Origin of the sequence: Streptomyces sp. NPDC014894 (genome assembly GCF_043080985.1) — a bacterium.
Classification (GTDB): domain Bacteria; phylum Actinomycetota; class Actinomycetes; order Streptomycetales; family Streptomycetaceae; genus Streptomyces.
Genome location: NZ_JBIBWD010000014.1, coordinates 127,141 through 141,055 on the forward strand (window position 1 = coordinate 127,141; position 13,915 = coordinate 141,055).

Below are 13,915 nucleotides of genomic sequence, written 5' to 3' on the forward strand. Positions count from 1 at the left end.
CCGGGGCCGCCGCCGGCACGGTGGCGGCCCCGGCGGGCTCGGGCGCCGCCGACGACGTCTCTACGCACCCGAGTTCGACCGTGAGCGTGGATACTGGGCGTATGCGCAAGTGGTCGTTGGCGGCCGTGGGTGTGAACCTGCTGCTCGGAATTCCCGGCGCCGTGCCGGTCTGGCTGCTCTGGTACTTCGCCGTGAACTGGCCCCTGGCCGTGTTCGGCTGGATCCCGCGGGAGCCGACGGAGAACGACGGCATGCTGCCGTGGCTGATGATCGGAGCACCGGTCGTGATGCTGTTCGCCCAGGTCTGGTGGCTCGCCAATCGCTCCCTGCGGCGCAGAGCGACGGTGGACGCCCGGGTGTACTGGCCGCTCAGCGCCGTGGTGACCCTGGTGCCGACGTTCGCGCTCATGGCCACTCTCTGAGGGGCGGTGCGGCCCCCGCCGCACCGGCCGCCGTCCGGGGCGGTCCCGGGCCGGGCGGGTCCGCCGCCCGGGTGCTCCGTCGGGTCAGGCGGTGTAGCCGCCGTCCACCGCCAGCGACGCGCCGGTGATCCACCGGGCGTCCGGGCCGGCCAGGAAGGCCACCGCGCCGGCGGTGTCGGAGGCCGCGCCGAGCGTCTTGGCGGCGGTCCGCAGCCGTTCCTCCTCCGCCTCCGCCGTCCCCGCGGGGTTCATGTCCGTCACCGTGGGGCCCGGGTCGACGATGTTGACGGTGACGCCCTTCGGCGCCGCCTCGTGGGCGAGTCCCTTGGTGAAGCCGATCAGGGCGGACTTGCTCATCGCGTACAGCGTCACGTCGGGCACCGGCACGCGGGCGGCCCAGCAGCTGCCGACGCTGATGATGCGCCCGCCCGATCCCATGTGCCGCAGCGCCGCCTGGGAGGCGAGGAAGACGGCCCGGACATGGACGGCCAGCGTGCGGTCGATCTCTTCGAGCGTCACCTCCCCGATCGGGCCGTAGGGGAAGACTCCGGCGTTGTTCACCAGGATGTCGAGGCGGCCGAACTCGGCCACCGTCCGCTCGACGGCCCCGACGACGTCCGCCGGGTCCGCGCTGTCGGCCCTGAGCGCCAGTCCCCTGCGGCCGGCGGCCTCGATCGACGCGACGACCTCCTTCGCCCGGTCCTCCGCGCTCACATAGGTCAGCACCACGTCCGCGCCCTCCCGCGCGAGCCGCAGGGCCGTCGCCGCGCCGATCCCCCGGCTCCCGCCCGTCACCAGCGCCACCTTGCCCGCAAGCTGAGACATCCCCGCTCCATCCATCGCGCCGAACTATTTACAGATCAGATGATCCATAATTACCTAACAGGCACTCTCGATCTACGTCAACTCTCTTTCAAGGAGGCGCACATGGCCGAGCGAGGCAGGCCCCGCACGTTCGACCGGGACGCGGCGTTGCGGCGCGCGATGGAGCTGTTCTGGGAACTCGGCTACGAAGGCGTCCGGCTGACCGACCTCACCGGCGCGATGGGCATCAACTCCGCGAGTCTGTACGCCGCGTTCGGCTCGAAGGAGCTGCTCTTCCGGGAGGCCGTCGCGCTCTACGACAGCACGGTCGGCTCGGCCACCAACCGCGCCCTGCGCGAGGCCCCGACGGCCAGGGCCGCCGTCGAGGCCGCGCTGCGGGGCAATGTCGAGGCGTTCGCCGACCCCGGAACGCCCAGCGGCTGCATGATCGTCCTGTCGGCGACGAGCCGCACCACCCGGAACAGCGAGGCCGCGACCCATCTGGCGGGGTGGCGCCGCAGCGCCGTGGCCGCGCTGGAGGACCGTCTGGAGCGCGCCGTGGACGAGGGGGAGCTGCCGCCCCGGACGGACACCGCGCGGATCGCCGCCTTCTACGCGACGATCCTGCACGGCCTGTCGATCGAATCGCGCGACGGAGTCCCCCTGGAGCGCCTCCGCTCCACGGTGGATTCCGCCCTCGCCCTGTGGGACACGCTGGTCGACGCGGGCCGCCCGCACGAGACGTCGGCCCCGCCCGGACCGTGAGGGGACGCGCCGGGCCCCCGCCCCGGGGCCTGGCCGGACCGTCGCCCGGGTCGCGCGACGCCCCGTGGGACGGGCCCCGGACCCGGGGCGCGTCGGCGCGTACGGCCACCCGGCGCGACGGCGGCCCAGGCGATGGACGACGACCGGCGCGTGGCGGCGGCGGTCAATCTGGAGGGCTATCCGGACTACCCGCCGGACGTCCCCGGTCGGGAGGGCGAGCTGCTCCCGACCGCCCGGCCCGGGACCGACGGCTTCCGCACGCCGGGGTTCGCCCGTTCCCGCGCGGCCGCGCCCGCCCGCTCGTCGGGGCGTGCCGTCCGGCGGCAGCTCGACGACGCCGGGCACGGGGTGTTCACCGACGACGCCGGGCACGGGGTGTTCACCGACTGCGCCGCCATGGCCCCCAGCTCCAGGCGGCCGGGCTGATGACCGCCGCCGCCCGGACGGCGACGGTCGGCGCGATCGACCCGGCGCGCTCGGTCCCCGCGGTGCGTGACCGCGCACGGTCGTTCTTCGGCCGGCGCCTGCCCTCGGACTGAGGCCCGCCGATCCTCCGGCGGCCCGGGAGGCCGGCGGTGTCTGACGGCCGTACGCCGAAGACGCCGGAGGTCAGGGGGCGAGCGCGCCGCCCCCGGAGCCGGCGCCGACGCCGCGGAGCAGGGTGTCGACGACGCGGGCGGCGCGCTCGTCGGCGTCCCCCGAGCCTTCCGCGCGGTCCTGGGCCGCCTCGTGGATCAGGGCGTAGTAGACCCGGCGCGCCCAGACGAGGTCGGTGCCCGGGCGCAGCACGCCCGCGTCCAGCGCCCGCCGGAACAGCCGGTCGCAGCCCTCGACCACCTCGGCGTGCACCCGGGCCGCCTCCCGGTTCTCCGGCGCGAGGCTGCTCATGGCGAAGCTCCAGTCGATCTTCACGCGCAGGACGTTCGCCGTGACCTGGTAGAGCGCGACGAGCGGCGGGGTGGTGTCGGGCCTGGCCGCCTCGACGGCCTCGTGGAACTGGCGGGTCGCCCAGGCCGACAGCGCGTCCACCAGCGCCTCCCGGGAGGCGAAACGCCGGTGCACGGTCGTCCTGGCCACCCCCGCGGCCTCCGCGATCCGCTCCATGGACGCCGACGGATCGGCGCTCAGCACCCGCTCGGCGGCCTCGATGATCGCCCGTACGGTCCGCTCCGCGTCCGCCCGCAGGGGGCGTTGCTCGCTCTGCATACGGAAATCCTACGACGAGGACGCAGCTTCCCTTCTAGTTGCGTCATAAGTGTCGCAACTTCTACGGTTGCCGAGTCAATCACGTAGCGATTGTTCTCAGGTGGGGGTTCCTCATGGATCTGCGTCTTTCCGGAAAAACCGCTCTGGTGACGGGGGCGAGCCGGGGCATCGGACTGGCCGTCGTCTCGCTGCTCGCCGCCGAGGGCGTACGGGTGGTGGCCGGCGCCCGGACCGTCGGCGCGGCGCTGAGGGAGACCGGGGCGATCCCCGTCGTCGTCGATCTGTCCACGCCCGACGGCCCCGCCCGGCTCGTGGAGCGCGCGACCGCCGAACTGGGCGGCGACCTCGATGTGCTGGTCAACAATGTCGGCGGCGGCGACAGCGGCGAGGGACAGACCGGCGGCTTCCTCTCGTTCACCGACGAGCAGTGGCGGTCCGCCTTCGACCTCAACCTCATGGCGGCCGTCCGCACCACCCGGGCCGCGCTCCCCGGCCTCGTCCGGCGGCGTGGCGCGGTGGTCAACATCTCCTCCAACGGGGCCCGCGCCCCGCACGCCGGACCGGTCGCGTACACCACGGCCAAAGCGGCCCTGACCGCCCTCGGGAAGGCGCTCGCCGAGGAGTTCGGCCCGCTCGGCGTACGCGTCAACACCGTCTCGCCCGGCCCCGTCCGCACCTCGCTGTGGGAGGGCCCGGACGGCTACGGCGCCGCGCTGGCCCGCGCCGCGGGCGTGACCCGGGAGGAGCTGCTGGCCGGGCTCCCCTCGGCCATGGGGATGACCACCGGCCGGCTCGTCGAACCGGCCGAGGTCGCCGCGCTCGTCGCCCATCTCGCCTCGCCCCTCGCGGGCAGCGTCAACGGCGCGGACCACCTCGTCGACGGCGGCGCGGTGAAGACGGTCTGACGCCGCGGGCCGCGCCGGGCCCCGGCCCACGGCTCCCGGCGGCGGCGCGGTCCCGCCCTTCCGGCGGGCGGCTCCCCGGGTGTGCGGTCCCTCCGGCGGGCGGCTCCGGGCTCGGCTTTCGCCCCGGTGGGGGCGGGTCCATGATGAGAGTCCGGAGCCGTTCTCTGGAGGCAGCCATGCACAGCACGCCACCCCGGGAAGCCGCGTCCGACCGTCTGCTGGCCCCCGGCAACTCCGCTCTGGTGCTGATCGACTACCAGCCGCCACAGATCTCCACGGTCCGCTCCATCCCCACCGGCGATCTCGTCAACAACGTCGTCGCGCTGGCCAGGACCGCCCGCACCTTCGGTCTCCCGATCGTGCTGTCCACCGTCAACGTCTCCACCGGGGTCAACGCGGACACCATCCCTCAGCTGCGCGCCGTGCTGGAGGGGGTGCCGTCCATCGACCGCACCTCCATCAACGCGTGGGAGGACGAGGACTTCCTGACCGCCGTACGGGCCGCCGGCCGCCCGAAACTGATCATCGGCGCGCTGTGGACCGAGGCGTGTCTGCTCTTCCCCACCCTGGACGCCCTGGCCGAGGGGTACGAGGTCTATCCCGTCGTCGACGCCCTCGGCGCGACCACCCGCGAGGCCCACGACGCGGCGATGGCCCGGGTGGTCCAGGCGGGCGCCCGGCCCACCAGCTGGAACTCGGTGGCCTGTGAACTCCAGCGGGACTGGAACCGCTCCGAGACGGTGAAGGGCTTCCGGCAGAACGCCATCGACCACCACGACGCCTGGGGCTGGTATCTCGCCCTCGCGGCGGGCGCGAAGACGATGGGCGACTGACATGCGCCGCGAAGACCTCCCGGCCCCGGAGACGGGCCTGCTGCTCACCCACTTCCTCACCGTGGCCGATGTGGCCCGGTCCCGGGCCTTCTACACCGAGATCCTGGGCGGGCGGGCGGTGCTCGACGAGAACCCGTGCATCGTCAGGCTCGCCAACAGCTGGCTCATCATGAACCCCGGCGGCGGCCCCACCCCGGACAAGCCCGGGGTCACGCTCCGCCCGCCCGACGATCCGGGCACCGCCACGAGCTTCCTCAACATCAGGGTGGCGGACATCGAGGCCTGCCATCGGCTGTGGAGCGAGAAGGGCGCCCGGTTCCTCACCCCGCCCATCGACCGCAAGGCCGAACTGCGCTGCTATCTCCGGGACCCCGACGGCTATCTCATCGAGGTCGGCCAGGCCACCGGACTCCTTCGGGGCATCCTGGCCGACCCGCCCGCCGGAACGGAGTAGCGCCGCCCCCGGAGGAGCCGCGCTCGGAACGGAGCCGCCCCGGCCGAACACCGGCACGCTCCCCGGGTGTTGTGCGGCCGCCGGACCGGGTGAGAGGCTGCCGTCACTATTCGGACACACTGTGGGGGAATCATGAACACCGGACGAGTCACCGCGGCCGCATCCGTCGTACTGGGCCTGACCGTCGCCGTCGTCGGCCTCGGCTCACCGGCCGTCGCCTCGGCCGGCGACAAGAAGGTCGAGGTCGTCAAGGCGGCGGCCGGGGACAAGAAGGTCGAGGTCATCAAGGCGGCGCTCTGACAGCGCCCGCGCGCCCCTGGGTACCGCCCGCGCGCCCCTGATACGGCCGCCGCGCACCCGCGCCGTCCCGCGGGCGCGGCCCCGGACCCGGGCGCGCGGCGCGCCGGACGGGCCCGGCCCCCGTTCGGTGAGCCGGACCCGACGCCCCGGCGATTTGGGTATGTTGTCCCGGTGCGACGGATCGGGGAGTTCACCCTGGAGCGGCGGCTGGGAGCCGGCGGCATGGGGGTGGTGTATCTGGCGCGCAGCCCCGCCGGACGGCAGGTCGCGCTCAAGGTCATCCGTCCCGAGTACGCGGACGATCCCCTCTTCCGGGCCCGGTTCCGGCGCGAGGTGGCGGCGGCCCGCAAGGTCAGCGGCGCGTTCACGGCCTCCGTCGTCGACGCCGCCCCGGACGGCGATCCGCCCTGGCTGGCCACCCAGTACGTACCCGCCGAGTCACTGGCCGCGCGGGCGCGGTCCGGCGGGCCGCTGCCTGCGCCGGACGTCGCCCGGCTGGCCGGCCAGCTCGCCGAGGCCCTGCGCGACATCCACCGGCAGGGCATCGTGCACCGGGACCTGAAGCCCGGCAATGTGCTGCTGGCGGAGGACGGCGTCCGCGTCATCGACTTCGGCATCGCCCGCTCCGCGGCGGAGAGCCGGGCGTTGACCCGCAGCGGCGGCATGGTGGGCACCCCCGCGTTCATGGCCCCCGAGCAGCTGCACGGCCCCCACGGCATCTCCCCGGCCACGGACGTCTTCGCCCTGGGCTCCGTCCTGACCTTCGCCGCGATCGGCCGCAGCCCCTTCGAGGACCCCGGGGCGGCGGGCCTGGAGCCCATCGCGGCCGCCTTCGCCGTGGTCCACAAGGAGCCCGATCTGACCGGCGTGCCCGGACCGCTGCGCCCGCTGATCGTCCGCTGTCTCGACAAGGACCCCGGCCGGCGGCCCCTCCTGGACGAGGTGCTGCGGCTGGCCGCCCGCGCGGCGGAGGCAGGACCCGATCCGGTCCCGCCCCGCCGCAGGCGGTACGGCGGACGCGGTACGGCGCTGGCCGCCGGGCTGGCGGTGCTCGCGGCCCTGGTGGTCCAGGGCGACGCGCCCCGGTTCGCCGCCGGCGCCCGGGACCTCGGCTGCGCCGACGGTCTGCGGAGCATCGGGCAGGGCGCGACCCGCAGTTGCGTCGGCCTCATGACGCCGGGCTCGCCCGACTCCGAGGGACCCCAGTGGTCGCCCGACAGCGATCTCGCCCCGGTCCTGGAGCGGATCCACGCCGAGAACCGGCGGGTCGTCGAACCGGGCGGACGGCCGTACGTCTCCATCGTCTATCTGACGCCGATCACCGCCCAGTACGACGGCACCAGTCTCATGGACACCGTCCGCCACGACCTGGAGGGCGCCTACTTCGCCCAGCGCCGGGCCAATCGCGACCCGGCGGCCGAGGAAGGCGTGGGCATCCGGCTGCTCTTCGCCCAGACCGGGGGCACCGCCGCCCAGCGGGAGTACACCGTGGGGCAGGTGGTGGGCCGTCAGCGCGCCGAGCGGATCGTGGCCGCCGTCGGACTGGGCGGCAGCACCGCCTCCAGCCAGGACATGATCGGCGGACTGACGGCCGGGGGACTGCCCGCGTTCGGCTCGGTGCTCACCGCCGACTCCTGGGCGGGCACCCCCGGACTGGTCCGGGTCGCGCCCGCCAACGCCGACCAGGCGGCCGCCGCCGTACGGTTCCTCTCGACGGGCGATCACGCCGACGCCCGGCTGCTGCTCGTCCAGGACGTCGCCGCCGGGGACCAGTACATCAGCACCCTGGCCACCCAGTTCCGGGCCCGGGCGCCGAGGGAGCGGCTGGTCGACGAGGAGCCGACGCTCTTCGACTCCTCACAGCCCGGACTGACCGACGCCTTCCGCGCCCAGCTCGCCCGGATGTGCGCGGCCGCCCCGGACGTCGTCTACTTCGCGGGCCGGGGCACCTCGCTGCCCGCCTTCCTGACCGCGCTCGCCGAACGCCCGTGCCGCGAAAGGCGGCTGACCGTGCTCTCCGGGGACGACACCACACAGGTCACCCGCACCGACGGCTTCGGGACCGAGGAACTGTCCGGGGCGCTGCGCGAGGGCCGGATCGACCTGGTCTACACCGGGCTGGCCCATCCCGGGGCCTGGGAGGCGGCCCCCGGGGCGTTCTCGGCGGAGGCCGTCGCCCCGTTCCGCGACGGCGACTTCGCCGAGGCCTTCCCGGACAGCGATCTCGGCGACGGCCGGGCCATCATGATGTACGACGCCCTGCTCGCCGCGACCCGGGCCGTCCGGAGCACCCCGGCGGTGTCCGAGCCGACCGCCACCGACGTCCACCGGACGCTGTCCGCGCTGCGCGAGGGACCGGGACTGCCCGGCGCGAGCGGCTGGATCACCATAGGCGGCGACGGCGGCCCGCAGGACAAGGCCATCCCCGTCATCCGGATCGAACCCGGCGGACGGACCACCGCCATCGCGGTCACCTCCGCCGACGGCACGCCCCTCACGCCCCGTCACCGCGCGGCCCGGGCCGCGCGGTGACGGCGCGGCCGCCCGCCCGGCGCAGCTCGACCAAGATCGAACTGCCGCCGGTCGAGGCGGCCCTCGCGGATCAGCCGGCGCATGTCCTCGGGGATCGCCAGGGTGCGGCCCCGGTGGACGCGGATCTGCACCGGCACCCGCTCCCGCCCCCGCGCCGGCCGGTACTCCAGCACCTCGCCCCGGGCCCCGCCCGATGTGCCGATGCGGACCCGGTCGCCGGTGACCAGGGTGACCACCTGGGCGGACTCCTCCCGGACCGCCCCGGCGCGCTCCTCGGTGAGGGCGGGGGAGCCCGGCAGCGCGGCGGCCGCGCCCGCGACCAGCAGCACCACGGCGACCGAGGCGCCGAGCACGGCGATGACGATGTCATGCAGCCTGGTGAGCAGCTCTCCCCCTGAAGCCCGGCGAACGAGAGCGACACGGACCGCGCCTCCCTCAGAGGTCAACCTCCCGGCCCGGGGATCGGGTTGGCGCGGCGGCGCCTTCTGGCCGAATCACGTCGTACGGCCCGGCTCAGGAGCCGGGCAGCACGGCGAGCCATTCGGTCAGCAGCCGGTTCACCTCCTCGGGGCGCTCCTGCTGGATCCAGTGGCCGCAGCCGTCGAGGATGTGCGAGGAGACCAGCCCCGGCAGCGTGGTGGGGTACGCCTGGATCGCCTCGGCCATCCAGGTGGTCGAGGCGTCCCGCCCGCCGCCGATGAACAGGGACGGCTGAGTGAGCGGCGCGCCGTTCCAGCGGGCCAGCTCCTCCCAGTCGCGGTCCATGTTCCGGTAGCGGTTGAGGGCTCCGCTCATTCCCGTACGCTCGAACTCGGCCGCGTACCGGTCGAGATCGCCCTCGCCGAGCCAGGCGGGCAGCGCCCCGGCGGGGAATCGGTCGCGCATCGCCGCGCCGGGGCTGATGAAGTGCGGGGGCGGGGCGTCCTCCGGGGCCATGGTGTCGCCGGACAGCGCGGTGTAGAGGCCGCCCAGCCAGCCGCGCACATCCGGTTCGATCTCGGCCTCGGCCCGGCCGGGCTCCTGGAAGAAGCCGATGTAGAACTCGTCGTCCCCGCCCATTCGCGCGAACACCTCGGTGGGCCGAGGTCCGCCGGGCGGTGCGTAGGGCACGCTCAGCAGTCCGGCCGCGCGGAAGACGTCCGGCCTGACGAGGGCGGAGTGCGCGGCGATCTGCGCTCCCCAGTCGTGCCCGACGATCACCGCGGTGCGCTCGCCGAGCGCGTGCACCACGGCCGCGCAGTCCTCGACCAGATCGAGCATCCGGTACGCGGCCGCTTCCCGGGGCCGGGACGAACGCCCGTACCCGCGTACGTCGATCGCGGCGGCCCGGTATCCGGCGGCGGCCAGCGCCGGGAGCTGACGCCGCCAGGAGAGCCAGGATTCGGGGAATCCGTGCACCAGCAGGACCAGCGGGCCGGAGCCCTGCTCCACGAGATGGGTCCGGCCGGCGGGGGAGGGGACGAGACGATGGACGGGTTCCGCGGTGCTGAGGTGCTGTGGCATGGGTCCTCCGGGTCGCCGATCTGTCGGTCCGCCCGATCGGCCGTGCGCGCGGCGGTCTTCACCGGCGACCATCGGGCGGCCACGGCCGGGCGGCCACGACACCGATCATGCGGCGGGCGCCCGGCCCGTCGCCACCTGTCTTGCCGTCCCGGCAAAATCACGCCGATCGCGTCGCGCCGGATCCCCGGGACCAGGGGTCTCGGGAGCGCCCCGGTTCGTCCGGGATCCGGCGCGGCCCGGTCCGGCGCGGCGCTCCGGTCGCGCCGTCGCCCGACGCGGGGGGCGTGCTCCACGACCGGTGTGCCGTCCCGGATCGGGCTGTCAGCCCAGCGCCGCGAGCAGTTCGCTCTCGCGCCGGGCGCTGAGCCCCCCGCGCCGGGGCCGGTCCAGGCCCTGCTCGCGTTCCCAGCGCAGGGTGTCGGCGAGCAGAGCCTCCCGGGGGCGGTGCCGCAGCCCCGCGCCGACCGCCGCGGAGCCGCTCCGCGCCGATGCCCCCTCCCAGCCCGGCTCGACCAGCCACATCGGGAGCGACTCGGGACCCATGTACTCGGCCACGCCGTGTTCGAGCAGCCAGGCGGAGTCGGCGCCGACCATGGGCCCGGTGTGCCCGCCGACGGCGCGGGACAGCTCGATCCAGTCCGCGAAGGGGAGGACCGGTCCGACCGCGTCGTACACGCCGGCCGTCCCCGCCCCGGCCGCGTCGAGCAGCCACGCGACGAGATCCCGTACATCGACCGTCTGCGTCGGCAGCTCCGGTGTGTTCGGCACCAGCATCGGCCCCCGGGGGTCGCGCGCCGCCCGGGCCGCCCAGTAGCCGGAGCGGCCGGTGTGGTCGCCGGGGCCGCCGATGAGACCGGCGCGCGCGATGAGGAGCCGGTCGCCCACCGCCTCCGTCGACGCCCGCTCGCAGGCGGACTTGGCCTCGCCGTACAGTGCCCGGTCGACCTCGTTCCGGTCGGTCGGCGCGAGAAGCGGCGCGGACTCGTCCGCCCCCGGCTCGGCGTGGGAGGCGTAGGCGCTGACCGACGAGACATAGACCCAGTGCCGTGCTCTGTCGCCGAGCGCGGCGAGCGCTCCACGGACGAAGCCGGGCTGCCACGACACCTCGATCACCGCGTCCCACTCGCGGTCGAGCAGTGGTTCGTACGCCGAGGGATCGCGCCGGTCCGCCGCCGCCAGCACCGCCCCGTCGGCCGTGGCTCCGCTCTCGCCGCGGGCGAGGCAGGTCACCCGATGGCCGCGCCCGATCGCCTGCCGGGACAGCTCCCGGCCCAGCCATGCCGTACCGCCCAGAATGAGGATTTCCATCCCCGTACTCAAGCAGTGCCGGGACCGGACGCCAACGACTTCGGCCACCAGCAGATATCGCGCTCGGGGAGGAAGGCCCGGCGCGGCCCCGGAGCCGTATCGCACGGGCCGGTTCAGAGCCGGGCGAACCAGCCCTCCAGGACGGCGAAGTCCACCTCGGACAGACCGCGTCGGGGATCGACGCGCAGCGGCAGGGCGGGGCGGTCGTGATGGGCGGAGACCCAGAGGCGGTCCCGGTCGGTGATCTCGTCGTCGACCCGGGCGAAGGGCCGTCCGGCGGCCCTGGCGAGGAGCGGGCGGGTCTTCCGGTGCGGCCCCGCGCGGGCGTCCCGCTCGTCGTCGGGAGAGGGCTCAGGCCACGTCACCACGGGCAGCCCGAGGACGGGGGCGACGCGTCGCCGCCGCGGCGGCCATGGCTCAGGGAAGGTCCGGGAGGTCGTCCGGCACCACATGCATGGCCGCCTCCTCGGCGGAGGCCGCCGCACCCGCGATGCCCTCGTCCCGCGCCAGCAGGTCCTTCTCGTCGTCCTCGTGGGCGCCCTCGTCCGGCGCGACGAGCCGCCCCGCCCGCCGGTCGCCCACCTCGTCGTCGAGGGGTTCGCCGTCGGTGTCGGACGCGTCCCCGATGCCGTCGCCGTCGGGCGGCCGGTCCCAGGTCTCGGGAAGTTCCTCGGCGAGCCGCTGGTCGAGGGTCTCGCCCTCCCGCTGCTCCCGCGCCGTGGTCCCGGTGTGGTCGACGCCCAGCGGCCGTTCCGGCGGCGACCAGCCCTCGTCGTAGGGATCGGCGCCCCGGTTGACGAGGGTGTCCTCGGAATCGAGGATTCCCACGTCCTCGGGGACCTCGTTGTCGTCCGGGGTCTGCGGCTGATAGACCTCGTCGCCCATCGCGTCGTCGTCGGGCTCCTGGATACCGGCCATCACCGCTCCCTTCCCTCCACTGGACGATTGTTCCGCCGTTCCGTCACGCCCGCATGACGATCTTCCCCGGCGGACGCGAAGCGTAACGAGACGATAACGGTCGGGGGTGGCGAGACGCGGCGGGGGCACACGGACCATGGGTGCGACACCTGGGGGACCGGCCGTACCCGGCATTTCCTCGTACGTGTTCCCGATGATGGAGGAATCGTGCCGAACACTTCCCGCGCCGCGCTGGGCCATCTGCTCGCCACGTACGAGGCCCTGCGCGGAGAGGCGGCGGCTCCCGTCGTCGCGCTCCACGTCCGCCGCCGGCTCCAGGACACCGCCCGTGCGCTGTGCGCCTCCACCGGGGCCCGCGACATCGACGACGCGCTGGCCGCCGCCCGCCGCGAGTCGGCCGACCGGACGTCCCCGTACTGATCCGGCGGGCCGTCCCCCGGCGGGCCGGGGCCGGGACCGGGCGGCCGCCGGGATCAGGACGCGGCGGTCTCCCGCAGGGGCTTCAGCGCGCCGCTCCAGGCGACGACCTGATCGAGCATCGTGCTGACGGCGTCGCCGTGCAGGGGAGCCGGGGTGAAGGTGCTGAAGTCCTCGAAGTCGGTGAAGAGCGAGAGCATGACCTGAGCGCGCACGGTCGCGACCTGCACCTCCGCCATGATGCCGCGCAGATGTTCGATGGCGCGCGCGCCGCCGACGCTGCCGTAACCGACGAACCCGGCCGCCTTGTTGTTCCACTCCCGGTAGATGAAGTCGATCGCGTTCTTCAGCGCGGCGGACGTGGAGTGGTTGTACTCGGGGGTCACGAACACGAATCCGTCGTACGAGGCCACCGTCGCCGCCCACGCCTTGGTGTGCTCGTTGGCGTACTGACCGAACGAGGGCGGGGCGATCTCGTCGAGGAACGGCAGATCGACCTCCTTGAGATCGATGAGTTCGTACGCCGCGTCGTGGCGCGTGCGGGCCTGCTCCAGCACCCAGCGGGCCACGGCCTCGCCATTGCGCCCCGGCCGGATGCTGCCGATGACGATCGCGATCCTGATCATGCTTCCACCTCGTCTGTCCGCCTGGGGACGAAAGCACCCCGGTCCGGCCGCGAGGCGGACGCGGGTGCCGTCCCATTCCACACGCCCCGGCCCGCGCGCCGTCCCTTCGCACCGCGGACGGCGCGGGCCTCCGCGCCGAACCACCCGATCGGCCCCGTCGGCGTCGGACCCCCTGGCCGTCCCCGGCCGGCGGACCACCGCGATCCCGTCGTGATGGGTCTCCGCGCCGGGGAGTTCGCACGGGCCGTACGGCGGACCCGACCCGGTGGGCCCGGGCCGTACGGGTGACGGGCGCGCGGTCTCCGGGGCGGACGCCGCCCCGGCTCGCTCAGGCCCCGGCCGGGCCGCCGTCCCGCCCCGGGTCGATCGGCGGGTCGAAGAGACGGGCCTCCGCCCCGGTGGGCGCCTCGAACCGGGTCGCGTACTCCGCGAGCATCTCGGGGGTGAGCACCACGGCCCCCGCGCCCTCGTCGCGCAGCGCGACACGGCGGCGCAGCTCGGCGGCGGGAACGTCGAGATGGCGCAGCTCGACGGCGGCGCCCAGCTCACGGGCGCGCAGCCGCTTCTCGTCCCGCTCCGCGCGCTCCCAGAAGCCGTTCTCCAGAATCACCGTCGCCCCCGCGACGAGCAGATCCTGCGCATGGGCCCACAGCCGGCGCTCCACCCGCTCCCGGGCCGCGCCGTCGAACAGATCGAGGCCCAGGCCGGAGAGCCACTCGTCGGGGCAGAGGCGCACCGCGGGCAGGGCGCCGGCCAGCCGCTCGGCCAGCGTGGTCTTTCCGGACCCGGGCAGACCGCACAGCAGAATCAGCCTCGGGCCCGTCCCGTACACGCTCGTGCTCCCCGTTCGCCGGAATCCTTCCGAGGATCATCGCCCGCGACCGCGGCCGGAGGAAACCTATCCCCGGCCCCTGACCCTCGC

The 13,915-nt window shown here is 74.6% G+C and carries 18 protein-coding genes; 9 read left to right on the forward strand and 9 right to left on the reverse strand.

Going from position 1 to position 13,915, the window contains the following annotated elements; translation table 11 throughout:
• The first annotated feature begins 101 nt into the window (after nucleotides 1-101).
• Nucleotides 102-422 (forward strand): hypothetical protein, encoded by a 321-nt coding sequence (locus tag ACF089_RS28780; RefSeq protein ID WP_392032596.1) that lies wholly within the window; start codon nucleotides 102-104, stop codon nucleotides 420-422.
• 84 nt (nucleotides 423-506) lie between these two features.
• Here the strand turns inward: ACF089_RS28780 and ACF089_RS28785 are convergent, their stop codons facing one another.
• Nucleotides 507-1,247, reverse strand: a complete 741-nt coding sequence (locus ACF089_RS28785) for an SDR family NAD(P)-dependent oxidoreductase (RefSeq protein WP_392032599.1) — start codon at nucleotides 1,245-1,247, stop codon at nucleotides 507-509.
• A gap of 102 nt (nucleotides 1,248-1,349) precedes the next feature.
• Here ACF089_RS28785 and ACF089_RS28790 point away from each other — a divergent pair, with 102 nt between their 5' ends.
• On the forward strand, nucleotides 1,350-1,991 hold the full coding sequence (locus tag ACF089_RS28790; RefSeq protein WP_392032602.1) for a TetR/AcrR family transcriptional regulator: 642 nt from the start codon (nucleotides 1,350-1,352) through the stop codon (nucleotides 1,989-1,991).
• A gap of 132 nt (nucleotides 1,992-2,123) precedes the next feature.
• Nucleotides 2,124-2,417, forward strand: coding sequence for a hypothetical protein (locus ACF089_RS28795; RefSeq protein ID WP_392032605.1), 294 nt, complete (start codon nucleotides 2,124-2,126; stop codon nucleotides 2,415-2,417).
• A 183-nt stretch (nucleotides 2,418-2,600) separates the two neighbouring features.
• Here the strand turns inward: ACF089_RS28795 and ACF089_RS28800 are convergent, their stop codons facing one another.
• A complete protein-coding gene (locus tag ACF089_RS28800; RefSeq protein ID WP_392032608.1) occupies nucleotides 2,601-3,197 on the reverse strand; it encodes a TetR/AcrR family transcriptional regulator in 597 nt (198 codons plus the stop codon).
• A gap of 113 nt (nucleotides 3,198-3,310) precedes the next feature.
• Here ACF089_RS28800 and ACF089_RS28805 point away from each other — a divergent pair, with 113 nt between their 5' ends.
• From ACF089_RS28805 to ACF089_RS28825, 5 genes are all read left to right on the forward strand, one after another.
• Nucleotides 3,311-4,102: an SDR family oxidoreductase gene (locus ACF089_RS28805; protein ID WP_392032611.1), complete on the forward strand. Its 792-nt coding sequence runs from the start codon at nucleotides 3,311-3,313 to the stop codon at nucleotides 4,100-4,102.
• Nucleotides 4,103-4,278: 176 nt separating this feature from the next.
• Nucleotides 4,279-4,935, forward strand: coding sequence for a hydrolase (locus ACF089_RS28810; protein ID WP_392032614.1), 657 nt, complete (start codon nucleotides 4,279-4,281; stop codon nucleotides 4,933-4,935).
• A gap of 1 nt (nucleotide 4,936) precedes the next feature.
• Nucleotides 4,937-5,389, forward strand: a complete 453-nt coding sequence (locus tag ACF089_RS28815; protein ID WP_392032616.1) for a VOC family protein — start codon at nucleotides 4,937-4,939, stop codon at nucleotides 5,387-5,389.
• A gap of 132 nt (nucleotides 5,390-5,521) precedes the next feature.
• Nucleotides 5,522-5,689: a hypothetical protein gene (locus tag ACF089_RS28820; RefSeq protein ID WP_392032619.1), complete on the forward strand. Its 168-nt coding sequence runs from the start codon at nucleotides 5,522-5,524 to the stop codon at nucleotides 5,687-5,689.
• A 171-nt stretch (nucleotides 5,690-5,860) separates the two neighbouring features.
• Nucleotides 5,861-8,221, forward strand: coding sequence for a bifunctional serine/threonine-protein kinase/ABC transporter substrate-binding protein (locus ACF089_RS28825; RefSeq protein WP_392032622.1), 2,361 nt, complete (start codon nucleotides 5,861-5,863; stop codon nucleotides 8,219-8,221).
• Here the strand turns inward: ACF089_RS28825 and ACF089_RS28830 are convergent.
• The 5 genes from ACF089_RS28830 to ACF089_RS28850 all read right to left on the reverse strand — a co-directional run bounded on the left by ACF089_RS28830 (nucleotide 8,194) and on the right by ACF089_RS28850 (nucleotide 11,950).
• Nucleotides 8,194-8,667, reverse strand: coding sequence for a hypothetical protein (locus ACF089_RS28830; protein ID WP_392032625.1), 474 nt, complete (start codon nucleotides 8,665-8,667; stop codon nucleotides 8,194-8,196). The genes ACF089_RS28825 and ACF089_RS28830 overlap by 28 nt on opposite strands.
• A 67-nt stretch (nucleotides 8,668-8,734) precedes the next feature.
• A complete protein-coding gene (locus tag ACF089_RS28835) occupies nucleotides 8,735-9,724 on the reverse strand; it encodes an alpha/beta fold hydrolase (protein ID WP_392032628.1) in 990 nt (329 codons plus the stop codon).
• A gap of 321 nt (nucleotides 9,725-10,045) precedes the next feature.
• On the reverse strand, nucleotides 10,046-11,032 hold the full coding sequence (locus ACF089_RS28840) for an NAD-dependent epimerase/dehydratase family protein (protein ID WP_392032631.1): 987 nt from the start codon (nucleotides 11,030-11,032) through the stop codon (nucleotides 10,046-10,048).
• 113 nt (nucleotides 11,033-11,145) lie between these two features.
• Complete coding sequence (locus ACF089_RS28845; RefSeq protein ID WP_392032633.1) at nucleotides 11,146-11,397, reverse strand: hypothetical protein; 252 nt, start codon at nucleotides 11,395-11,397, stop codon at nucleotides 11,146-11,148.
• 52 nt (nucleotides 11,398-11,449) lie between these two features.
• Complete coding sequence (locus ACF089_RS28850) at nucleotides 11,450-11,950, reverse strand: DUF5709 domain-containing protein (RefSeq protein ID WP_392032636.1); 501 nt, start codon at nucleotides 11,948-11,950, stop codon at nucleotides 11,450-11,452.
• Between the two features lie 207 nt (nucleotides 11,951-12,157).
• Here ACF089_RS28850 and ACF089_RS28855 point away from each other — a divergent pair, with 207 nt between their 5' ends.
• A complete protein-coding gene (locus ACF089_RS28855) occupies nucleotides 12,158-12,370 on the forward strand; it encodes a DUF5133 domain-containing protein (protein WP_392032639.1) in 213 nt (70 codons plus the stop codon).
• Nucleotides 12,371-12,423: 53 nt separating this feature from the next.
• Here the strand turns inward: ACF089_RS28855 and ACF089_RS28860 are convergent, their stop codons facing one another.
• Together ACF089_RS28860 and ACF089_RS28865 are read right to left on the reverse strand one after the other, a co-directional pair.
• Nucleotides 12,424-12,993 (reverse strand): NADPH-dependent FMN reductase, encoded by a 570-nt coding sequence (locus ACF089_RS28860; RefSeq protein WP_392032641.1) that lies wholly within the window; start codon nucleotides 12,991-12,993, stop codon nucleotides 12,424-12,426.
• A gap of 328 nt (nucleotides 12,994-13,321) precedes the next feature.
• Nucleotides 13,322-13,825, reverse strand: coding sequence for an AAA family ATPase (locus ACF089_RS28865; RefSeq protein WP_392032644.1), 504 nt, complete (start codon nucleotides 13,823-13,825; stop codon nucleotides 13,322-13,324).
• Nucleotides 13,826-13,915 lie beyond the last annotated feature (90 nt).

What these genes read in the sequence shown, in the direction of transcription:
- ACF089_RS28780 (WP_392032596.1), top strand. Translation starts at nt 102, where the DNA reads ATGCGCAAGTGGTCGTTGGCGGCCGTGGGTGTGAACCTGCTGCTCGGA.
- ACF089_RS28785 (WP_392032599.1), bottom strand. Translation starts at nt 1,247, where the DNA reads ATGTCTCAGCTTGCGGGCAAGGTGGCGCTGGTGACGGGCGGGAGCCGG.
- ACF089_RS28790 (WP_392032602.1), top strand. Translation starts at nt 1,350, where the DNA reads ATGGCCGAGCGAGGCAGGCCCCGCACGTTCGACCGGGACGCGGCGTTG.
- ACF089_RS28795 (WP_392032605.1), top strand. Translation starts at nt 2,124, where the DNA reads ATGGACGACGACCGGCGCGTGGCGGCGGCGGTCAATCTGGAGGGCTAT.
- ACF089_RS28800 (WP_392032608.1), bottom strand. Translation starts at nt 3,197, where the DNA reads ATGCAGAGCGAGCAACGCCCCCTGCGGGCGGACGCGGAGCGGACCGTA.
- ACF089_RS28805 (WP_392032611.1), top strand. Translation starts at nt 3,311, where the DNA reads ATGGATCTGCGTCTTTCCGGAAAAACCGCTCTGGTGACGGGGGCGAGC.
- ACF089_RS28810 (WP_392032614.1), top strand. Translation starts at nt 4,279, where the DNA reads ATGCACAGCACGCCACCCCGGGAAGCCGCGTCCGACCGTCTGCTGGCC.
- ACF089_RS28815 (WP_392032616.1), top strand. Translation starts at nt 4,937, where the DNA reads ATGCGCCGCGAAGACCTCCCGGCCCCGGAGACGGGCCTGCTGCTCACC.
- ACF089_RS28820 (WP_392032619.1), top strand. Translation starts at nt 5,522, where the DNA reads ATGAACACCGGACGAGTCACCGCGGCCGCATCCGTCGTACTGGGCCTG.
- ACF089_RS28835 (WP_392032628.1), bottom strand. Translation starts at nt 9,724, where the DNA reads ATGCCACAGCACCTCAGCACCGCGGAACCCGTCCATCGTCTCGTCCCC.
- ACF089_RS28840 (WP_392032631.1), bottom strand. Translation starts at nt 11,032, where the DNA reads ATGGAAATCCTCATTCTGGGCGGTACGGCATGGCTGGGCCGGGAGCTG.
- ACF089_RS28850 (WP_392032636.1), bottom strand. Translation starts at nt 11,950, where the DNA reads ATGGCCGGTATCCAGGAGCCCGACGACGACGCGATGGGCGACGAGGTC.
- ACF089_RS28860 (WP_392032641.1), bottom strand. Translation starts at nt 12,993, where the DNA reads ATGATCAGGATCGCGATCGTCATCGGCAGCATCCGGCCGGGGCGCAAT.